General features: G+C 59.1%; 18 protein-coding genes and 5 tRNA genes. 6 read left to right on the top strand and 17 right to left on the bottom strand.

Going from position 1 to position 20103, the window contains the following annotated elements; genetic code table 11:
- Window positions 1-61: 61 nt before the first annotated feature.
- From F475_RS09485 to uvrB, 11 genes are all read right to left on the bottom strand, one after another.
- Window positions 62-508, bottom strand: a complete 447-nt coding sequence (locus F475_RS09485; protein WP_018928101.1) for an Hsp20 family protein — start codon at window positions 506-508, stop codon at window positions 62-64.
- A 131-nt stretch (window positions 509-639) separates the two neighbouring features.
- Window positions 640-1599, bottom strand: coding sequence for a tRNA-dihydrouridine synthase (locus F475_RS09480; RefSeq protein WP_111453789.1), 960 nt, complete (start codon window positions 1597-1599; stop codon window positions 640-642).
- Window positions 1600-1696: 97 nt separating this feature from the next.
- Window positions 1697-2134, bottom strand: coding sequence for a thioesterase family protein (locus F475_RS09475; protein ID WP_019582115.1), 438 nt, complete (start codon window positions 2132-2134; stop codon window positions 1697-1699).
- A gap of 48 nt (window positions 2135-2182) precedes the next feature.
- Window positions 2183-3016: an alpha/beta fold hydrolase gene (locus F475_RS09470; protein ID WP_018928104.1), complete on the bottom strand. Its 834-nt coding sequence runs from the start codon at window positions 3014-3016 to the stop codon at window positions 2183-2185.
- Between the two features lie 31 nt (window positions 3017-3047).
- On the bottom strand, window positions 3048-3587 hold the full coding sequence (locus F475_RS09465; RefSeq protein ID WP_111453788.1) for a TetR/AcrR family transcriptional regulator: 540 nt from the start codon (window positions 3585-3587) through the stop codon (window positions 3048-3050).
- 182 nt (window positions 3588-3769) lie between these two features.
- Window positions 3770-3845, bottom strand: a tRNA-Glu gene (locus tag F475_RS09460).
- 80 nt (window positions 3846-3925) lie between these two features.
- Window positions 3926-4001: transfer RNA gene (locus tag F475_RS09455), tRNA-Ala, on the bottom strand.
- 53 nt (window positions 4002-4054) lie between these two features.
- A tRNA-Glu gene (locus F475_RS09450) sits at window positions 4055-4130 on the bottom strand.
- A 79-nt stretch (window positions 4131-4209) separates the two neighbouring features.
- Window positions 4210-4285, bottom strand: a tRNA-Ala gene (locus tag F475_RS09445).
- A 189-nt stretch (window positions 4286-4474) separates the two neighbouring features.
- A complete protein-coding gene (gene gltX, locus F475_RS09440) occupies window positions 4475-5956 on the bottom strand; it encodes a glutamate--tRNA ligase (RefSeq protein ID WP_018928106.1) in 1482 nt (493 codons plus the stop codon).
- A gap of 189 nt (window positions 5957-6145) precedes the next feature.
- Complete coding sequence (uvrB, locus tag F475_RS09435; RefSeq protein ID WP_019582112.1) at window positions 6146-8161, bottom strand: excinuclease ABC subunit UvrB; 2016 nt, start codon at window positions 8159-8161, stop codon at window positions 6146-6148.
- 336 nt (window positions 8162-8497) lie between these two features.
- Here uvrB and F475_RS09430 point away from each other — a divergent pair, with 336 nt between their 5' ends.
- Together F475_RS09430 and F475_RS09425 are read left to right on the top strand one after the other, a co-directional pair.
- Window positions 8498-9694, top strand: a complete 1197-nt coding sequence (locus F475_RS09430; RefSeq protein ID WP_111453787.1) for an amino acid aminotransferase — start codon at window positions 8498-8500, stop codon at window positions 9692-9694.
- A 139-nt stretch (window positions 9695-9833) separates the two neighbouring features.
- Window positions 9834-10034 carry a hypothetical protein gene (locus F475_RS09425; protein ID WP_007935214.1) on the top strand — a complete coding sequence of 67 codons (201 nt, stop codon included), beginning with the start codon at window positions 9834-9836 and terminating at the stop codon, window positions 10032-10034.
- Here F475_RS09425 and F475_RS09420 read toward each other — a convergent pair.
- On the bottom strand, window positions 10031-10261 hold the full coding sequence (locus F475_RS09420; protein WP_018928109.1) for a hypothetical protein: 231 nt from the start codon (window positions 10259-10261) through the stop codon (window positions 10031-10033). The two genes, F475_RS09425 and F475_RS09420, sit on opposite strands and share 4 nt — an antisense overlap.
- A gap of 227 nt (window positions 10262-10488) precedes the next feature.
- On the opposite strand from F475_RS09420, the gene F475_RS09415 reads away from it, so the two are divergent.
- Window positions 10489-10564: transfer RNA gene (locus tag F475_RS09415), tRNA-Asn, on the top strand.
- 104 nt (window positions 10565-10668) lie between these two features.
- Here F475_RS09415 and F475_RS09410 read toward each other — a convergent pair.
- Window positions 10669-12186 (bottom strand): nucleobase:cation symporter-2 family protein, encoded by a 1518-nt coding sequence (locus tag F475_RS09410; RefSeq protein ID WP_111453786.1) that lies wholly within the window; start codon window positions 12184-12186, stop codon window positions 10669-10671.
- A 256-nt stretch (window positions 12187-12442) separates the two neighbouring features.
- Between F475_RS09410 and F475_RS09405 the strand changes: the two genes are divergently transcribed.
- Both F475_RS09405 and F475_RS09400 read left to right on the top strand, forming a co-directional pair.
- Window positions 12443-12724, top strand: a complete 282-nt coding sequence (locus F475_RS09405) for a BrnT family toxin (RefSeq protein ID WP_111453785.1) — start codon at window positions 12443-12445, stop codon at window positions 12722-12724.
- A gap of 3 nt (window positions 12725-12727) precedes the next feature.
- Window positions 12728-13072 (top strand): BrnA antitoxin family protein, encoded by a 345-nt coding sequence (locus F475_RS09400; protein WP_018928112.1) that lies wholly within the window; start codon window positions 12728-12730, stop codon window positions 13070-13072.
- Between the two features lie 67 nt (window positions 13073-13139).
- On the opposite strand, the gene F475_RS09395 is transcribed toward F475_RS09400, so the two are convergent.
- The 4 genes from F475_RS09395 to F475_RS09380 form a co-directional block, all read right to left on the bottom strand.
- Complete coding sequence (locus F475_RS09395) at window positions 13140-13979, bottom strand: arylamine N-acetyltransferase (protein ID WP_111453784.1); 840 nt, start codon at window positions 13977-13979, stop codon at window positions 13140-13142.
- Window positions 13980-14092: 113 nt separating this feature from the next.
- The gene (xth, locus tag F475_RS09390) at window positions 14093-14887 is read right to left on the bottom strand and encodes an exodeoxyribonuclease III (protein WP_111453783.1); all 795 of its coding nucleotides are present in this window, start codon (window positions 14885-14887) and stop codon (window positions 14093-14095) included.
- A gap of 84 nt (window positions 14888-14971) precedes the next feature.
- A complete protein-coding gene (locus F475_RS09385) occupies window positions 14972-17557 on the bottom strand; it encodes an EAL domain-containing protein (protein ID WP_111453782.1) in 2586 nt (861 codons plus the stop codon).
- Between the two features lie 296 nt (window positions 17558-17853).
- The gene (locus F475_RS09380) at window positions 17854-19425 is read right to left on the bottom strand and encodes a GGDEF domain-containing protein (protein ID WP_111453781.1); all 1572 of its coding nucleotides are present in this window, start codon (window positions 19423-19425) and stop codon (window positions 17854-17856) included.
- 194 nt (window positions 19426-19619) lie between these two features.
- Between F475_RS09380 and F475_RS09375 the strand changes: the two genes are divergently transcribed.
- Window positions 19620-20102, top strand: a complete 483-nt coding sequence (locus tag F475_RS09375; RefSeq protein WP_064616977.1) for a hypothetical protein — start codon at window positions 19620-19622, stop codon at window positions 20100-20102.
- Window position 20103 lies beyond the last annotated feature (1 nt).

Below are 20103 nucleotides of genomic sequence, written 5' to 3'. Positions count from 1 at the left end.
GCTACCAACGGACAAAAAAAGGGCGCCAGTGGATGGCGCCCTTCTCATTTGCTCTGACCGATTAGTGTTGCAGAGCCGGTTTTTCCGCCCCATTGATCGGGATGCGTTTGGCTTTCGCTTCTTCCGGAATCACCCGCAACAGCTCAATATTCAACAAACCGTTGCGCAGTTCGGCGGCCTTGATTTCGATGTGGTCCGCCAGACGGAACGACAGTTTGAAGGCGCGCTGTGCGATGCCTTGGTACAGGTAAGTGACGTTTTCGTCCGCGTCACGTTTGCCGCCACTGATGGTCAGTACACCTTTTTCTACTTGCAGGTCCAGGTCGTCTTCCTGGAAACCGGCGGCCGCCACAACGATGCGGTATTGATCATCACCGTATTTTTCAACGTTGTAGGGTGGATAGGTGCTGCCTGGCTCATTGCGCAGGGCGGTTTCGAACAGGTCGTTGAAACGGTCGAAACCTACCGAGGAACGGAACAGTGGGGCCAAGGAAAATGCAGTACTCATGATTCAAATCTCCTGAACATAATCAGCAAGTTTTTTTGTCTCCGCGACCCGAATTCGGCATCGCGTAATCCTTAGATAAGGACCGCTGATTACTTTTCAAGAGATTATTTTCAGATTTTTTTCAAGCAGACTCAGGCGGCTTCAGACACCGGCAGCCCCAGTAAACGCGAGACCTGATCCAGCTCGGTTTCACGACGCAGGACGCCGAACAACTCTACTGCTTCGGGATAATTACGGGTCAGCATTGCCAGCCACTGCTTCAGGCGACCCGGCGATTGGCGTGGTGTCATCTGGGCCTTGGCTTGCAGCCAGAAATCCTGAATCAGCGGCAGCAGCTCGGTCCAGGTCATCTCGACGACCTCCTCACCGGCCCGCGCCGCAGCGATCTGCCTTGCCAGATCCGGACGCGACACCAGGCCACGACCGAGCATGATGTCTTCGACGCCGCTGATCTCGCGGCAACGGCGCCAGTCCTCGACGCTCCAGATGTCACCGTTGGCAAACACTGGCACCTTGACCACGTCCTGCACCCGCGGGATCCACTCCCAGTGAGCTGGCGGCTTGTAGCCATCCGTTTTGGTCCGCGCGTGAACCACGATGTGCGCCGCGCCGCCTTCGGCCAGGGCTGTGGCGCAAACCAGCGAACCATCGGGACTGTCGAAGCCCAGGCGCATTTTGGCGGTTACTGGAATGTGTGCTGGCACCGCACGGCGGACATGTTCGACGATTTCGTTGAGCAGCTCTGGCTCTTTGAGCAGAACGGCGCCACCGCGCGACTTATTGACGGTCTTGGCCGGGCAGCCGAAGTTCAAATCGATGACTTCGGAACCCAATTCGCAGGCCAGCGCAGCGTTTTCCGCCAGGCACACCGGATCGGAGCCAAGCAGTTGCACCCGCAGCGGCACGCCGGAGGCGGTACGGGCGCCGGTCAGCAGTTCCGGGCCGAACTTGTGGTAGTAGGCAGGCGTGAGCAACTGATCGTTGATCCGAATGAACTCGGTTACACACCAATCGATACCGCCCACACGGGTCAGCACGTCCCGCAGGATGTTGTCGACCAACCCCTCCATGGGCGCCAAAGCAATTTGCATGAAAAACACACTCGACGAAAAACGTGCGGCAGTTTACTGGTTTCGGCGTACAGAAGGTATTTCGTCAGACCGGGCGCTAGCAAATGTGCGGACTGTGTCAGCTTGGAACTTGCAACGCCGAGCCATAGCCCTCGATGAATTCCGCCGGCATGCGCTTGGGCTTGCCGGTCGACAGTTCGATGCACACGAACGTGGTCTGCGCCCGCAGCAACGTCGAGTTGTCACTGGGGCGGATCAGCTGGAAGTGTCGGGTCATTCTCAGGCGCTGGTCCCAATCGACGATCCAGGTCGCCAGCTGCAGCTCATCGCCTTCGTAGGCCGCCGCCAGGTAATCAATCTCGTGCCGCACCACCGCCATCGCCCGGTCCAGCCGCCGATACTCGACCAGGTCCAGGCCCAGCCGCTGCGAGTGACGCCAGGCACAGCGCTCGAGCCAGGTCACGTACACCGCGTTGTTCGCGTGGCCCAATCCGTCGATGTCTTCGGCGCCCACTTCCAGATCAATGATAAACGGCGTTGCCCGATCCCAGCCCATGCCCCACTCCCGGTCAGATTATTTCGACCGGGGCAGTGTAACGGAAGCTCAGGCCGATTGGCGCGATTGCAGGCTGCGACCGGCCAGCAGCGAGAGCACGCCATCGATCACCCGCGGATCGGCCAGGACCCGCTGATGACCGCCCTCTTCCAGGCGCAACAAGCGACTGTCGAACCAGGCTTCGTGAATCAATTGGGACTCCTTGACCGAGACAAAGCTGTCGTCCTCGGCATGGACAATCAGGCCTGGCATGTCGAGCTGATAGTGCGCGACATCCAGAGCAGCAGCACGCATGCCAACGTCTTTTTCGACCTGACGAATGAACGCCGAACGGGCTTTGGGCGGCAGGCGCACATAACGCGCAAAACCGCGCAACACCCCAAGGATTCGCGCCGGGGCGGCGATCGAGACCAGAGTTTCGGTGCGCAAGCCCAACTGCACCGCGAGCATGGCGCTGGCGCCGCCCATCGAGTGACCGATTACCGCTTGCAGCGGCGGTAGTTCAGCAGCTGCTTCAAGCATCGCCCGGGCGAACAGCACCACATTGGCTTCGCGTCCAGGCGAGCGACCGTGAGCCGGGCCGTCCAGGGCGACCACGGTGTAACCGGCATCGACCAGCGCCGTGATCAGCGCGGCAAACTGCGTTGGCCGGCCCTCCCAGCCGTGCATCAACAACACTGCCGGGCCCTGCCCCCAACGCAGCGCCGAGAGGCCGAAGCGCAAGGTGATCCGCTCGGATTTCGCCAGCAGCGGCAATTCCCAATCACGCGGCGGCAACTCCCGCGGGGTCATGAATGCCAGACGCATCTTGCTCGCCACCAGCTTCGGTGCGAACCAGCCCAAGGTGCCATTAACGCCACGAACCCAGCTCAACGTGTTCATCGCCCATCTCCTCAGGCTGGATGCCTTTAGGTCACAGCACCGCCGATTTGGCGGCGCGCAGCAATCGATCGGACAACTCTCCTGGCCCCAGCGCCCGCGCCAGCGCCAAACCACCCACCATCAAGGCGACGTCGGCCAAGACCTTGTCGATGTCTTCCGGACTGGCTGCCAACTGCGCGACCATCAATTCAATATGTTCATTCAACGCCACACGAAATTCGTCCGGCAGACGGCCCAGTTCACTGATCGACGCTGGAACCGGGCATGCCTGCTCGGTGGAATCACGGTGTTTGCGCGACAGGTAGAACGCTGCGACCAACGCGCGACGCTCTTCGCCGGTCAACTCGGCATCCATGTCGGCGATCAAGTCACGACGATGGCTGAGCAGCTGCTTGAACGCTTCCAGCATCAACGCGTCCTTGCTCTCGAAGTGCGCGTAGAAACCGCCGACCGTCAGCCCGGCCGCGCCCATCACTTCACCCACGCTCGGCTCGGCCGGGCCGCGCTGGATCAGCGCTGCACTGGCAGCCTTGAGGATGCGTTCGCGGGTTTGAGCTTTTTTATCGTTCATCGTTGCCTCCGAATATTACGACTAGAATATTATTCTCATAATAATTTTCCGCAAGTCGTGGATGTGACCGCTGGTCTGAAGAACAGTGTTGGGGAAAAAGGAGATTTGGCCAAACGCCAGACAAACAAAAGGGCCATTCAATAATTGAATGACCCTTAAAAATCCCGCAAAGCGGGTAATCGTGGCGTCCCCTAGGGGACTCGAACCCCTGTTACCGCCGTGAAAGGGCGGTGTCCTAGGCCACTAGACGAAGGGGACACAAACCCTTCTATACAACTGATCAGTGCTGAGAGCTGATCGATTCAAGGCCGGTGTGGCCAGACCTTGAACTGTAAAATTGGTGGAGCTAGACGGGATCGAACCGTCGACCTCTTGCATGCCATGCAAGCGCTCTCCCAGCTGAGCTATAGCCCCGGATTTTTCGCCTCGCGGCGGAGCGACATCTTGCAACATCGCTTCTGTAAAACTGGCGTCCCCTAGGGGACTCGAACCCCTGTTACCGCCGTGAAAGGGCGGTGTCCTAGGCCACTAGACGAAGGGGACGCAAACCCTTCTATACAACTGATCAACGCTGAGTGTTGATCGCTTCAAGGCCGGTGTGGCCAGACCTTGAAGTGTAAATTGGTGGAGCTAGACGGGATCGAACCGTCGACCTCTTGCATGCCATGCAAGCGCTCTCCCAGCTGAGCTATAGCCCCTCATCGCTGAGGACGGGGCGAATCTTAATGGCGCATCGGAAAGCTGTCAAACTTATTTTTCAAAAAATTTAAAATTTTTTGCCGACATAACAATCACTTACCGCCCTCCCCCCGTAAATTCGGGGGAAGCGCCGAAGATCAGGATCAAAAGATCGCGGCCTTCGGCAGCTCCTACTGAGTCAAACGCCGTCAGGCAATCGCGCCCAGAAGCTTTTCCCACTCTTTGTTTTCTTTCTTCGACACGCCGCCCAGCAGGTCAATGGCCTGGCGCAGACGGAAACGGGTCAGGTCCGGACCGAGGATTTCCATCGCGTCGAGTACCGATACCGAACTGGCCTGCCCAGTGATCGCGGCAAACATCAGCGGCATGGCGTCACGCAGCTTCAGCTCCAGGGATTCGACCACCGCCTGAATCGTTGCGGTGATGCTGTCCTTCTCCCACTGACGCAGGCTTTCCAGCTTCCACAGGATCAATTGCATCAACTGACGAACCTGATCGCCCGAGAGCTTCTTGGATTCGAACAGTTTAGCGTCCGGATTCACGCCACCAGCGAAGAAGAAGCCAGCCAGCGGTGCGACCTGGCTGAAGGTTTCAACCCGGCCCTGCACGTGCGGCGCGATCTTCATCATGTATTCAGGGTTCAGCGCCCACTTCTGCACGCGAGCGGCGAACTCTTCCACCGGCAGGTCACGCAGCCACTGGCCGTTGAGCCACGACAGTTTCTCGATGTCGAAAATCGGCCCGCCAAGCGAGACACGGCTCAGGTCGAAGTTGTCGACCATTTCCTGCAGGGAGAACTTCTCGCGCTCGTCCGGCATCGACCAGCCCATGCGGCCCAGGTAGTTGAGCATCGCTTCCGGCATGAAGCCCATGCGCTCGTAGAACGTCACCGAGGTCGGGTTCTTGCGCTTGGACAGCTTGCTCTTGTCCGGATTACGCAGCAGCGGCATGTAGCACAGCTGCGGCTGTTCCCAGCCGAAGTACTCGTACAGCAGGATCAGTTTCGGTGCCGAAGGCAGCCATTCTTCACCGCGCAGCACGTGGGTGATGCCCATCAGGTGGTCGTCGACCACGTTGGCCAGGAAGTACGTCGGCAGGCCGTCGGTCTTCATCAGCACTTGCATGTCCATGCGATCCCACGGGATCTCGACATCGCCACGCAGCATGTCCGGCACCACGCACACGCCTTCGGTCGGCACTTTCATGCGGATCACGTGGGGTTCGCCGGCAGCCAGGCGGCGCGCGACTTCTTCCTTGGACAGCAACAGCGCACGGCCGTCGTAACGCGGGGTCTCACCGCGGGCCATTTGCTCGGCGCGCATCTGGTCCAGTTCTTCGGCGGTGCAGAAGCATGGGAAGGCATGGCCCATGTCTACCAGTTGCTGGCAGTACTTCTGGTAGATATCGCCGCGCTCACTCTGACGGTAAGGACCGTGCGGGCCGCCGACATCCGGGCCTTCGCTCCAGTCGATACCCAACCAGCGCAGGGCGTCGAAAATCTGCTGTTCGGACTCGCGGGTCGAACGCAGTTGGTCGGTGTCTTCGATCCGCAGGATGAACTCACCGCCATGCTGCTTGGCAAAGCAGTAGTTGAACAAAGCGATGTAAGCGGTACCTACGTGGGGGTCCCCGGTAGGCGATGGCGCGATGCGAGTGCGGACGGTGGTCATGGCATGTCTCAAAAAGAATGAAAAGCGAAGATCAAACAAGGGGCGAATGGTAACAGGCGATAGCCGCCCGGCTCCAGTGAGTGCGGGATTTAAGCGCTGCAGGAGCTGCCAAGGCTGCGATCTTTTGACTTTGCCTGTAAAAACAAGATCAAAGGATCGCAGCCTTCGGCAGCTTCTACAGAGGGAGCGTCAAACCGCGATCAACCGCTCCCGCAGCTTGCCGATTTCGTCGCGCAGCTGCGCCGCGGCTTCGAACTCCAGGTCGCGGGCGAGCTGGTACATCTTCTCTTCCAGCTGACGAATGCGCTTGGTGATCTCGCTCGGCGAACGCAATTCGGCTTCGTATTTGGCGCTTTCCTCGGCAGCCTTGGCCATGCCTTTGCGCTTCTTGCTGCGCGAACCCGGCACAGTCGCGCCTTCCATAATGTCGGCGACGTCCTTGAACACCCCTTTGGGCGTAATGCCGTTGGCCAGGTTGAAGGCGATCTGCTTGTCGCGACGACGCTCGGTTTCGCCGATTGCCCGCTCCATGGAACCAGTAATCCGATCCGCATACAGAATCGCCCGGCCATTAAGGTTGCGTGCCGCCCGGCCAATGGTCTGGATCAGCGAGCGCTCGGAGCGCAGGAAGCCCTCCTTGTCGGCATCGAGAATCGCCACCAGCGAGACTTCCGGCATGTCCAGGCCTTCACGCAGCAGGTTGATCCCCACCAGCACATCGAAGGTGCCGAGGCGCAAGTCACGGATGATCTCGACCCGCTCCACGGTGTCGATGTCCGAGTGCAGATAACGCACGCGCACGCCGTGATCGGCCAGGTAATCGGTCAAATCCTCGGACATGCGTTTGGTCAGCGTGGTCACCAGCACCCGCTCTTCCAGGGCTACGCGCTTGGTGATTTCCGAGAGCAAGTCGTCGACCTGAGTCAGCGCCGGACGGATTTCGATCTGCGGGTCCACCAGGCCAGTCGGGCGCACCACTTGCTCGACCACGCGCCCTGCGTGCTCCGCCTCGTAATTGCCCGGCGTGGCCGAGACAAATATTGTCTGCGGGCTGATGCCTTCGAACTCGTCGAAACGCATTGGCCGGTTATCCAGCGCCGATGGCAGGCGGAAGCCATATTCCACCAGCGTTTCCTTACGGGACCGGTCGCCCTTATACATGGCGCCGACCTGCGGCACGCTGACGTGGGATTCGTCGATCACCAGCAAGGCGTCGGCCGGCAGGTAGTCAAACAAGGTGGGCGGCGCCTCGCCGGATGCACGGCCCGACAGGTAGCGCGAGTAGTTTTCGATGCCGTTGCAGTAACCCAGCTCCAGAATCATCTCCAGGTCGAAACGAGTGCGTTGCTCCAGCCGCTGGGCTTCCACTAGCTTGTTGTTGGAGCGCAGGTATTCCAGGCGCTCCTGCAACTCGACCTTGATCCCCTCGACGGCGTCGAGCAGGGTTTCCCGAGGCGTCACGTAATGGCTCTTCGGATAGAAGGTGAAGCGCGGCAGCTTGCGGATGACTTCGCCCGTCAGCGGATCGAAGGCGGACAGGCTTTCCACCTCGTCATCGAACAGCTCGATGCGGATCGCCTCAAAATCGGATTCCGCCGGGTGGATATCAATCACATCGCCGCGCACCCGGAAAGTCGCCCGGGCGAAGTCCACGTCGTTGCGGGTGTATTGCAAATCGGCCAGGCGACGCAACAGCGCACGCTGGTCGAGCTTGTCGCCGCGATCCACGTGCAACACCATCTTCAAATAGGTTTCCGGGCTGCCCAGACCGTAGATGCACGACACCGTGGTGACGATGATTGCGTCTTTGCGTTCCAGCAGCGCTTTGGTCGCGGACAGGCGCATCTGCTCGATGTGGTCGTTGATCGAGGCGTCCTTCTCGATGAAGGTGTCGGACGACGGCACATAAGCTTCGGGCTGGTAGTAGTCGTAATAGGAGACGAAGTATTCAACGGCGTTGTTCGGGAAGAACGCCTTGAACTCGCCGTACAACTGCGCAGCCAGGGTCTTGTTCGGCGCCAGCACCAGCGTCGGGCGCTGCACTTGGGCGATCACGTTGGCGATGCTGAAGGTCTTGCCCGAGCCGGTCACACCGAGCAGCGTCTGGTGCGCCAGCCCGGCCTCGATGCCCTCGACCATCAGACGGATGGCTTCCGGCTGATCGCCGGCGGGCTCGAAGCGGGTGACTAGCTGGAATTCAGACATACATACCTCTGGTTCACTCTTGCCCGGTTAAGCCGGACAGGAACGAGAAAGACCGCAAACGACCGATGTCGCCCGAGGAAAAAACTGGATTGTGCTCAATGTGGAGCCGATTGCCATCCCTTTCAAGGCAAACGTCCTACATCGGGTAAAACCTTTGACGACGTCGCTCGACCAACGATCGAAAAATAATTGGAAAAACTTACCGTAAAAGCCGAATCGCCTGTCGCCATCAATCGCTGATGGCCTCTATACTAGCTCCCCGTTTGTGCACCGCTCTAGTGCATTCGGCTGGAGCGCGACACGTCCCTCCACACTCCATTCAGAGCCGCCGCAATAATGAGCCTGTTCTCCGCTGTCGAAATGGCACCACGCGATCCAATCCTGGGCCTCAACGAAGCATTCAATGCCGATACCCGTACCACCAAGGTCAACCTGGGGGTCGGTGTTTACTGCGACGAGCAAGGGCGAATCCCTCTCCTGCGCGCCGTTGTCGAAGCCGAGACGATTCGCGCCGCTCAACACGTTTCCCGTGGCTACTTGCCGATCGACGGCATCGCCGCCTACGACCAGGCCGTGCAGAAACTCCTGTTCGGCAATGACTCGCCACTGATCGCTGCTGGCCGGGTCATCACCACCCAGGCCGTCGGCGGTACTGGCGCGCTGAAAATCGGTGCCGATTTCCTCAAGCAACTGCTGCCGAACGCCGTCGTGGCGATCAGCGACCCGAGCTGGGAAAACCACCGCGCACTGTTCGAAACCGCTGGTTTCCCAGTACAGAACTATCGCTACTATGACGCCGCCACCCACGACGTTAACCGCGCCGGCCTGCTGGAAGACCTGAACGCCCTGCCGTCCGGCTCCATCGTTGTGCTGCACGCTTGCTGCCACAACCCGACTGGCGTCGACTTGAGCCCGGCGGACTGGAAAAACGTGCTGGACGTGGTGAAAGCCAAAGGTCACGTTCCATTCCTCGACATGGCCTACCAGGGCTTTGGCGACGGTATCGATGAAGACGCTGCCGCTGTGCGCCTATTCGCCGAATCGAACCTGACCTTCTTCGTTTCCAGCTCGTTCTCCAAATCCTTCTCGCTGTACGGCGAGCGCGTTGGCGCCCTGTCGATCGTCAGCGAATCGAAAGAAGAAAGCGCGCGCGTGCTGTCGCAAGTCAAACGCGTGATCCGCACCAACTACTCCAACCCGCCGACCCACGGTGCAAGCATCGTCGCCGCTGTGCTGAACAGCCCGGTATTGCGTGCCCAGTGGGAAGAAGAATTGGCAGAAATGCGTCTGCGGATTCGTGGCATGCGCACCCAGATGGTCGACCTGCTGGCGAAAAACGCTCCACAGCGCGATTTCAGCTTCGTCGGTCGCCAGCGCGGCATGTTCTCCTACTCCGGCCTGACGGTTGAGCAAGTGACCCGTCTGCGCAACGAGTTCGGCATCTACGCCCTGGACACCGGCCGCATCTGCGTTGCCGCGCTGAACCAGAGCAACATCAACGCCGTGACCAAGGCCATCGTTCAGGTGATCTGAGTCGTCGCGTGACATGAAAACGGGAAGCCAAAATGGCTTCCCGTTTTTTATTGGCCTCAGATAAATCTCAAAGCAGCCGCTGCGCCCTTTAAACTCCCACAGGCTTTATGTACACCCGAGAATTCTTGCGAGAACCCACATGAAAAACGACGACCTACGCGCCGACCGCGATGAACTGGACCACTTCGTGCCCCGCTCCTCGGCCAAACGCGGTAATAACCTGGTGCTGCAAGTGGCCGCGGGCGTGTTCCTTGGCGGCCTGGCCTTGTGGCTGGTGCAACTGGCCGCCACGATGCTGTATGCCAAGCTGATGCTCGGCACTATCACTTTTGGCGGTTAGGCCAATTCGCTCGCACGCTGGCTGGCCGCGTCGTCATAGGCGACATAAAGCGACTCGGCCACCTGACTTTTGATCGCCTTGGTGCTTTCCAGGCCCAGGACAAAACCTTCGGCCTTGCCGCCTGCGCGGTTCAGTTCTTCAGCGGTGCTGGCCTGAGTGATTGCGTCGAACAGTTTCTCGGCGTGCGGGCCGACACCTTTGGGCAAGCTGATCTGAGCAATGCTCATGGGAACACCCCACTGTTTCGGGGTGTGAAGGCTGGGTGATTCATGGCGCGTACCTTTTCGGCTGAGGGCCGGCAGCGCGTGTCACCACTTCCGGGCAGCCATGGTAGACCTCTCCCGCGCTTCTGGTAACCGCCGATGGCCGATAAACCTCCCTCTGATCCGATGAAAACATAAAATTGCCAACAGAGGCTTGACTTCTCTTTTTGAATCAGTAACATACACGCCATTCCGCGATAGCTCAGTTGGTAGAGCAAGTGACTGTTAATCACTGGGTCCCTGGTTCGAGTCCAGGTCGTGGAGCCAGACAGCAAAACCGAAAAGCCCCTGAATCGAAAGATTCAGGGGCTTTTTTTGTGCTTGCCATAAAGTCAAAAGATCGCAGACCGCAATCTTTTGACTATCTATCTTTAGACATGCTCACTGCTTTTCGCATGCACCGCACGCAGCTCGGCATGCCCATGATCCGTCTCCACCACCGGAATCTCATTCCCGTCGCAGTCGCGCAGTTTACCCTCACTGAAGTAATCCCCTTCCCGCAGCGCCGCCAGGTCTTGATAACGCAGGACTCGTTCAGTACCGGCGGCAAATACCGATTGCTGGTCCGAGTTGCCGGCCGTGAGGTGGTTGAAGGTCAGGTTCAGCACGATGGCCATGATCGCCGAGGAGCTGATGCCCGAGTGGAAGATCGTCGAGAACCAGCTGGGAAAGTGGTCGTAGAAGTTCGGGGCGGCGATGGGGATCATGCCGAAACCGATGGAAGTGGCGACGATGATCAGGTTGACGTTGTTGCGGTAGTCGACCTTGGACAGTGTCCGAATGCCGCTGGCGGCGACGGTACCGAACAGCACGATGCCGGCGCCACCAAGTACGGAGGTTGGCACGGCGGCGATGACCCGGCCCATGAACGGCAGCAATCCGAGCACCACCAGAAACACACCACCCGTGGCCACCACGAAGCGGCTCTTGATCCCGGTGACCGCCACCAGCCCGACGTTCTGGGCGAAGGCGCTTTGAGTGAAGGAGCCGAAGATTGGCGCGATCATGCTCGACAGCATGTCTGCACGCAAACCGTTGCCCAGGCGTTTTGAGTCGACCTTGGTGCCGATGATTTCACCGACGGCGAGGATATCGGCCGAGGTTTCCACCAGGGTCACCATGATCACGATGCACATCGACAGGATCGCGGCGAAGTGGAAGGTCGGCATGCCGAAATGGAACGGCGCCGGAAAGCCGAACATCGGCCCTTGGGTAACGGACGAGAAATCCGCCATGCCGAGGAACACAGCGATGACCGTGCCGATGACCATCGCCAGGAGGATCGACAAACGGGAAACGGTCGCGCTGCCGATCTTGCTCAATAGCAACACCAGCACCAGCGTCATCGCCGCCAGACCGATGTTCGCCATGCTGCCGAAATCCGGCGCATGGCTGTTGCCACCCATGGCCCAGCGCGCGGCCACCGGCATCAGCGTCAAGCCGATAGTGGTGATCACAATGCCGGTCACCAGCGGTGGAAAGAACTTGGTAATCCTTGAGAACACCGGCGTGATCAGCAAACCGATCAACGACGCGGCAATCACCGCCCCGAGAATCGACTGAAAGCCACCCTCCCCGCCACTGCTGACTATCGCGACCATGGTCGCAACGCCGGAGAACGACACGCCCTGCACCAGCGGCAACTGACAACCGAAAAACGGCAAACCCAGGGTTTGCAGCAATGTCGCCAGCCCCCCTGCAAACAATGAAGCAGCAATCAACAAACCGATGTCTGCCGGCGAGAGCCCGGCCGCCTGGCCGATGATCAAAGGCACCGCGACGATACCGCCGTACATGGTCAGAACGTGTTGCAGGCCATAAGCCATATTCGCGCCGATCCCAAGGTTTTCGTCCTCGGGCCGCTGGTGTGAAACATGGGGCGTTTTCATGGTTGGGGGGTTCCCTGGTTTTTGTTATGCGCACACTGTATTCAATACTCAGGACAACTGTCTATAGAGTTGTATACAACTGCCCAGTCAGATTATGGACACTTGTCCACGCCACCCTTTGGCCATAGCGCGCCTCCAACCCCAAACGTCTTGAAATACATCCCTGCGCCCCTATCCCTCCTCACCGCTAATCTTTTGCTTTCCAAGCGACCGCCGGCACGGACGCCTCCTCGCTTATACATATAAAGTATGCATAATGAAGTCATTCGAGATTCAGTATCACAGGGCAAAGAACGCGGCCAACAAACTAAAACATCAAGGCATCAGCCTCGCAGAGACAGAACCGGTGTTTTATGACGAACGAGCCCTGACTTTTCAGGACAACCATCATGATGAGCAGCGGTGGATCATCATGGGGCTGGATGCCAAAGGTCGCTTGCTGGTCGTTGCGTACACCTATCGCGACCCGAATTTCGTGCGAATCATTTCCGCACGCGTCGCCACCAAAGGCGAGCGTCGCCACTATTTGGAGGCTTGAACGATGAAAGACGAATACGACTTCAGCAACGCCAAGCGTGGAGCAATTGCCACAAGCAAAGGCAAGACCCGAATCACCATCATGCTCGACGATGTCGTCATAGAGGCTGCACGCGCTCTGGCAGAAAACGAGGGGTATGGCTACCAGACAGTGATCAACAATACTTTGCGCCAGGTGTTGCTCAGCGATAAAGGTAAAGCGGCGAAGCCCGATGAGAACGCCGCAGGTACAAACGTCGGGCATTTCAAAAAAGGCATAACCGCCTCGGAGCTGAAAAGCCTGGAGAAAAAATTGTCAGAGGCCCTCAGCGAAATCCATCACGTGATGGAGCTAGAAGTTCGTTCCTAGACACAAACCGCTTGAGTCGGCCAAATAAAAAAGGGCGGATTGATCAGATCCGCCCTTCGCGTGGTGCTCAGTTTGCCTGCGGCACCGGCTCGATCAACCGCTCCAGCACCGGCTCCAACGCCTCCTTCGCTGGCACCCGAATGTCGAACTCACGTTCCAGCAACCCGATCAACTCATCCACATCCGTCACCTGCCGCCGCTCGCTCTCGCTGCCCAAGCGGTGAATGGCAAAACTGCCATTGTTCAGCGTGCGTCGCCATCCCTCCCCCGTCCGCGCCACCATCAATTGTTTGACGAAGGGCGATTCAGGATGAGTCGAGACGTACCAGTTACCGAGGGTGTAATCGATGTCTTCCTGACGTTGCAGATCGAAGATGTACATCGCCCGCCATTCACCGCCGACGTTGGCACGCAGGGTGTAACCGTCTGCATGCTGTTCGATGCGATAGGGTTCGTGGGGAGTGAGCTGTTCGTCCTCGGTGTCGAGGATCAGCGGTGCGGTGGGCACCATGCCGCCGAAGCCGACGTCGGTGATGTAGCGCACGCCGTCAAGGATCACCAGGCTCAAGCGGTGAGTGCGTGCGGTCCATGCGCCTTCGGGCTGGTTCATGACCACGCGACCGGTGATGCCGCGCGCCTCGAAACCCAGCGTCTGCAGCAAGGCCAGGAACAGGTTGTTGAGTTCGTAGCAGTAACCGCCACGGCCGTCGTGCAGGACTTTCTGCTCGATGGACGGCAGGTCGATGAGTACCGGTTGCCCTAACAGCGTGGTGAGGTTTTCGAACGGAAAAGCACCGGTGTGGCGCAACTGCAATTGATGCAGGGTTTCCAGGGTCGGCGCCGGGGGCGCGTCGAAACCCAGGCGTTGCAGGTACAGCGCAAGATTTGTCAGTCGTGGTTCGCTCATCGCTCAATCCTTATGCATGGAGCCCGCGGATCGCTCCGCCGATGGCCGCCATGTATAAGGGAAAAAGTGCTCGGGCCGATAATTGATTTCGCCAATCGCCGCTCACGCCAAAACTATCGCCGTTTGCGTGAACCCAATCGAATCCACGTCGGCGCGTGATCGCTGGCATGAGACTCGTTACGAACCCAGGCGTCGACGCCGGCCTCTTGCAGATAAGGACTCGCTGCCTGATTGAGCAGTAGATGATCGATGCGCAGTCCCGAGTTTTTCTGCCAGTGCTGCCGGAAGTAGTCCCAGAAGGTGTAGATCCGCTCCTCTGGATACAGATGACGCAGGGAATCAGTCCAGCCCTGATCCAGCAGACGCTGATAACACGCACGACTCTCGGGTTGCAGCAGCGCGTCCTTGAGCCAGGAGCGTGGGTTGTAGATGTCCATATCGGTGGGCACCACGTTGTAGTCGCCGGCCAGCACCACCGGATGCTCGCTGCCTTGCAGGTCCTTGGCGTACGAGATCAGCCGCTCGAACCACGCCAGTTTGTAATCGAACTTCGGCCCCGGCTGCGGATTGCCGTTGGGCAAGTACAGACACCCCACCAGAACCCCGTGCACGGCCGCTTCGATGTAGCGGCTATGGGTGTCACTGTCATCGCCCGGCAGACCACGCCGACGCTCCAGCGGTTGCGCATCGCGCGCCAGAATCGCCACCCCGTTCCACGCCGCCTGGCCCTGCCAGATAGCGCCATAACCGGCCGCCTCCAGCTCAGCGGCAGGGAATGCCCCGTCCACCGATTTGAGTTCCTGCAGGCAGGCGATGTCTGGCTGCTCCCGCGCCAGCCACGCCAGTAGATTGGGCAGGCGTACACGCATGCCGTTGACGTTGAAGGTGGCGATTTTCAGGTTGTTCATAATCCGATGCTCGCGCCGGATGGGCGGTATCCAATTGTGACCGGGGGCTGCCCCGGCAGTTGCCGCGGCGGATGTAACAGGCGACTAAAGGTGCGCGCTCTGCAGCGGGAAATCTTCCTGCGAGACCTTGAGCAACGGCAGCAGCGCATACCTGTCCACCGGACGACTGAGGTAAAAACCCTGCACTTCATGACACTGATCCGAGATCAGGAAGTCCAGTTGCTCCAGCGTCTCGACACCTTCTGCAGTGACGGTCAGGCCCATCGCCTTGCCCAGGTTGATGATCGCCTGCACCACGGCGCGATCATTGCTGCCGCTGCTCATGGACGAAATAAAGCGTTTGTCGATCTTGATCCCGTCGAACGGATACGTGCGCAAGTAACCCAGCGAGGAATAACCGGTGCCGAAGTCGTCCATGTTCAGGCGCACGCCCAACTCCTTGAGCGCATTCATGGTCGCCAAGGCGCCATCGACGTCGATGAGCATCACGTTTTCAGTGATCTCCAGCTCCAGCCGACTGGCGGGCAAGCGGGTCTGGATCAACGCTTCGCGCACGTCCTCGATCACATCGCTACGGGCGAATTGAACCGGTGACAGGTTGACCGATACCATCATCGCACCGGGCCAGGTCAGAGCGGTCTCGCACGCCTCGCGTAGCACCCAGCGGCCCAATGGCACGATCAGATCGGTTTGCTCGGCCAGCGGGATAAACGCGTCGGGACTCAACAAGCCTTGCACTGGATGCTGCCAGCGCAGCAGCGCTTCGACCGAGACGATGCGCTTGCCATCGACGTGATAACGCGGCTGGTAATGCATCACGAATTCGTTGTTCTTGATCGCCCGACGCAGGTCGTTTTCCAGTTGCCGGCGATGCTGGATCTGATCGTTCATGTGCGCGGCAAAATAGCACCAGGTCTTCTTGCCATCGGATTTGGCCTGATACAACGCGATATCGGCACACCGAATCAGCTCCTGTGGAATATGCCCCTGGCGCCGGCTCAAGGCGATACCGATGCTCGCGCCGATGTGCAGCGAGTGATGGTCGTAGTGAATCGGCTGATGCAGGCTGTCGAGCAAGCGCTCGCAAAACCGGTCGATTTCCGCGTGGCTGTCCATGCCATGGAGCACCAGCACGAACTCGTCGCCCCCCAGTCGGGCGACCAGATCAATTTCTCGTGTGCTCTCGCGCAAACGGGTGGCGACTTCCAGCAATACTGCATCGCCGGCCGGGTGGCCGAGGGAATCGTTGATCGGCTTGAAGTTATCCAGGTCGATCATCAACAACGTCAGCGCCGTCGACTGCTCTTTCAGTGCCAGCGCCTCATCGAGAAAACGCGCCAGTTTGTTGCGGTTCGGCAGGCCGGTCAGGGCATCGTGCAACGACAGATGCTGGATCTGCGCATGGGCGGCGACTTCGTCGGTGATGTCGCTGGCCGTTCCGCGATAGCCCAGCACTGCGCCCTTGCGCTGGATCGGCCGTGCCGACACCCGACAGACCCGCTGTTGCCCCGATTGATCGCGGTAGGAACAGCGCAAATGGCTGACGGCTTGCTCTTCATCGAGTTTGTTCAGCCACAGCGACAACGGCGTCGTATCGCAATTGAGCAATTGCCCGATGTTCTGTCCCAGCCACTGCTGATCGGAGAACCCGGTGACGGTGCTGAAGCGTCCCGACAGATAAGTGATGCAATGCTGGTCATCGATTTCCCAGATCCAGTCGGACGCGGCCTCGGCTACCGCACGAAAACGCTCTTCACTGGCCTCCAGTGCCTGGTTCGACAAATCGAGGCTGGTGTAACTGGCATCCACATGCCCGGACGTGCGCAGGACATAGCGAAAGAAATAAGCGGTCAACAACGCCAGAACCAGCAGCGCCCCGCCCAGTGGCGGCAAGAGTGACCAGAGCAATTGATGACCCGGCCGCTGGAGCCGGGAGACCAGACTGTAACCGGTGCCAGCGAGGGCAATAGCGGGCTGACCGGGAGCGATGACGTTGTCGGGCGTCAGGCTCAAGTCGTGCAAACCGTAATCGACGCTCAAGGCGCTGAGCTTTTCAGGGTTCAGCTGGTCAACGTATATAAGCACCGAAGTGCTTTTGGGATCGACCGCCGGGCGTTCGTCATTGGGCACAATCGCGGCGGCCGACAGCAGCGCGGGTTTGCCCTCGAACAAGGTGTAGTGGCTGACGGGCTTGATGAGGTTCTCCTGACCCTGAACCTCGTCAATGAGCGTCGCCATCGAGGTCGACAGATAGGCCGCCGCCTCGTCCTGCACCTGAAGCCCACGCACCACGGCGTATTTTGTTCGCTGGGGATCGACCACGAAAACACCCTCGTAGTGGTCCATGGTGAACAGGGTCTTACCCAGGTTCTGCTCGACGTAGGCCCATTCCACATCGACCTCGCCGTTCAGGTGATCATAGGCCGACGTCCAGTTGGCATAACTGGCAATGTAGTTTTTCGTGGAGGTAATGCGGTTTTCCAGCGCGCGCTGGGTATAAAACGTGGTCTTGGCCAGATCCTCGGCATCGAGCCGCCCGGCAATACTGAACAGGGCGATCAGCGCGATCAGCACCCCAACCACAAACAACAGACCGACCACCAACATCAGGTTGCGGGTAATCGGGGTATGGCGCGCAGGTGCAGCGGTGGTAACGGCAGACAAATCCATGCACTTGATCCTGTCAATCGATTGCTCGATCGGAATGAGACCGTTGGGCCGGTCGGTCAGGTGTGACAGCCAGGCTCTCTGCACTGACCATAGCAGGCATGCCCGATCATCGCTCCTGGACTGTAGCAGCTGCCGAAGGCTGCGTTCGGCTGCGGAGCAGTCGTAAAATCAGAGAGATCGCGGTACATCTGGCAGATCGCATTAGCCGGATTCACGACTGCTCCGCAGCCGAACGCAGCCTTCGGCAGCTGCTACACAGTGTGCATCGTTTTACCCCCCAGCCATGGTGGAAAGCGTCATCGATCCGAGCGCATCAGCGCCTCGACGCCCCCTTCCATCGACAACACCGCCGAGCGATTTCGCCCTGAATGCTTGGCCTGGTACAGCGCCGCATCCGCGCGCTTGATCAACACTTCGGTGCTGTCGTGCGCCGTCGGCACAAACGAATAACAGCCAAGACTGACCGTCAGATAGCCCGTGGGCGAACCGCTGTGGGTGATGTTTTTGTCCATGACGCTGCGGCGGATTTGCTCGGCGATCGTCAGTGCTCCATGAATGTCGGTGTCCGGCAGCAACACCGCGAACTCTTCACCGCCGTAGCGCACCGCCAGATCGGCTTTGCGGTGACAGCAACTCTTCAGGGCCCGCGCCACTTCAGCCAGGCAATGGTCCCCGGCCACATGACCGTAAGTGTCGTTGTAGCGCTTGAAGTAATCGATATCGAGCATGATCAGGCCCAGCGAACTCGACCGCCGGGCACCGCGCCCGAACTCTTTCTCCAGCGCCCGTTCGAACAAGCGGCGGTTGGCCAACCCGGTCAGGCTGTCGTGGGTGGCGATCAGTTCCAGGGTTTTCTGCGCCTCGCGCAAATCCGCCTCGATGCGCTCGCCCGCGCGAACCTGATGAATGAACACCCAACCGAACAACCCCACGCCGAGGACAACCAGAGCGACGATCACACCGGATTGAATCGCCGTGTCGTACCAGTCCTTGAGGACCGCGTCTTTGGAGGATGCCGCCGCGACCACCACCGGATAGGCATCGAGCTGACGATAGCCATACAGCCGAGGGATGCCATCCACCACTGAGTCGATCATGGCATTGCCGGATGTGGCGTTGGGCAAGAGTTTCTGAAAAATCTCGCCCTTAGCCAATGACCTGCCGATCTGCGATTCCACAAACGGCCGCCGCGCCAGCAGTGTTCCATCGGTCAATGCCAAAAACATCGCGCCGTTGTCGTCGAGGCTGAAGCTTTTGAAGAACTGATCGAAGTACGACATCTTGATCCCGGCCAGCAACACACCCTGGAAATGACCGCTCTGATCGTTTATCCGCCTGGAAACCGGAATGATCCACTCGCCATTTTCCCGACTACGAATGGCCGGGCCGATGTGCGCCAGGGTTGAGATGTTTTGCTGGTGAAACCTGAAATACTCGCGATCCGCCACACCAGCCCCGCGGGGTAGATCCTCGAACGACGTCACGGCCCATTGCCCCTGCCTGTCGAACAGAAATATCCCGTGCAACTGATGCAGCGCCTGCACCCGCCGGGCGAAGGTTTTCTGCAGGCGTGGCGTCTGGGCAGCGTCGAAACCTTCAGCCTGAATCCAGTCCACCAGACTGGTCAGTACCAGATCGGCCTTCATGAACGTGTCTTCGGCCTGCTGCGCCATGGCCCGGGTCAGGTTCGACGACGACACCTCGGCCAACGCCAGGTCATGCCGACGCGACTGCTCCAGTTGCAGGTAAAGCAGCCCACAGAGACAAAGGCATACCGCCGCAATGAACAGCACCGCAGCCTTGAGCAAAGGCAGTCGCTTCAAGGCACCACCGGACGCGTGCTGCAGATCGTGAATGGGGATAGGCAAAAGTGAGTCCTGGAAAAGGGTAAGACATGGGCAACGGCCCAAAGCCCCTATTTTTTTGAGCGTAGTCTACGGGGTTGTGCGGGATAAACAGAGGATTGAGGGATAAATGGTTGTGTTTTAATTCCATGACGCAAGGCAAAACCACATGACCTTGAAGAAGCTACGATTAACTGACATCACGACAGGAAATCGAAATGAGTAAGGTAGACGAGCTCGCCGCGAAGCTTAAACAATCCCGGCAAACCAGTGCCGACGCGACCATCGCCGATCAAGCCATCGACAGCTGGCCCGCCCAGGTCTACGAGCTGTATCACCAGATCGAAGCCTGGCTGCAACCACTGATCGAGGTGGGCCTGAAGCTGCGACGCAATTCCACCCATGTATTCGAGAGTGCGCCGGACGGCGCGACTTACGATTACGCCATCGACCAACTGCTGATCGAAGGCAACCACCACGGCATCACCTTCGATCCCGTCGCGCGCCTCACCGTCGACGGTGCCGGGCGGATCGAAATCCACTCGACAGGCAAGGAGCTCGCCTTGTTACGAACCGTGAACGAACACGGCGAGACGCAGTGGTGGCTCCAGGCGAGCGAACAATCCGGACAACAACCGGATGCGATCGCGCTGACGGAACACAATTTGCTGCTGGCCGTGCAGGAAGGCTTGGGGCTTTAAG

Origin of the sequence: Pseudomonas sp. URMO17WK12:I6, from assembly GCF_003253625.1 — a bacterium.
Lineage (GTDB): Bacteria > Pseudomonadota > Gammaproteobacteria > Pseudomonadales > Pseudomonadaceae > Aquipseudomonas.
This window is presented reverse-complemented; position numbering and strand designations above follow the sequence as displayed.

Coding starts and splice junctions, on each gene's coding strand:
- F475_RS09485 (WP_018928101.1), bottom strand. CDS start 508: ATGAGTACTGCATTTTCCTTGGCCCCACTGTTCCGTTCCTCGGTAGGT.
- F475_RS09480 (WP_111453789.1), bottom strand. CDS start 1,599: ATGCAAATTGCTTTGGCGCCCATGGAGGGGTTGGTCGACAACATCCTG.
- F475_RS09475 (WP_019582115.1), bottom strand. CDS start 2,134: ATGGGCTGGGATCGGGCAACGCCGTTTATCATTGATCTGGAAGTGGGC.
- F475_RS09470 (WP_018928104.1), bottom strand. CDS start 3,016: ATGAACACGTTGAGCTGGGTTCGTGGCGTTAATGGCACCTTGGGCTGG.
- F475_RS09465 (WP_111453788.1), bottom strand. CDS start 3,587: ATGAACGATAAAAAAGCTCAAACCCGCGAACGCATCCTCAAGGCTGCC.
- gltX (WP_018928106.1), bottom strand. CDS start 5,956: ATGACCACCGTCCGCACTCGCATCGCGCCATCGCCTACCGGGGACCCC.
- uvrB (WP_019582112.1), bottom strand. CDS start 8,161: ATGTCTGAATTCCAGCTAGTCACCCGCTTCGAGCCCGCCGGCGATCAG.
- F475_RS09430 (WP_111453787.1), top strand. CDS start 8,498: ATGAGCCTGTTCTCCGCTGTCGAAATGGCACCACGCGATCCAATCCTG.
- F475_RS09425 (WP_007935214.1), top strand. CDS start 9,834: ATGAAAAACGACGACCTACGCGCCGACCGCGATGAACTGGACCACTTC.
- F475_RS09420 (WP_018928109.1), bottom strand. CDS start 10,261: ATGAGCATTGCTCAGATCAGCTTGCCCAAAGGTGTCGGCCCGCACGCC.
- F475_RS09410 (WP_111453786.1), bottom strand. CDS start 12,186: ATGAAAACGCCCCATGTTTCACACCAGCGGCCCGAGGACGAAAACCTT.
- F475_RS09405 (WP_111453785.1), top strand. CDS start 12,443: ATGAAGTCATTCGAGATTCAGTATCACAGGGCAAAGAACGCGGCCAAC.
- F475_RS09400 (WP_018928112.1), top strand. CDS start 12,728: ATGAAAGACGAATACGACTTCAGCAACGCCAAGCGTGGAGCAATTGCC.
- F475_RS09395 (WP_111453784.1), bottom strand. CDS start 13,979: ATGAGCGAACCACGACTGACAAATCTTGCGCTGTACCTGCAACGCCTG.
- xth (WP_111453783.1), bottom strand. CDS start 14,887: ATGAACAACCTGAAAATCGCCACCTTCAACGTCAACGGCATGCGTGTA.
- F475_RS09385 (WP_111453782.1), bottom strand. CDS start 17,557: ATGGATTTGTCTGCCGTTACCACCGCTGCACCTGCGCGCCATACCCCG.
- F475_RS09375 (WP_064616977.1), top strand. CDS start 19,620: ATGAGTAAGGTAGACGAGCTCGCCGCGAAGCTTAAACAATCCCGGCAA.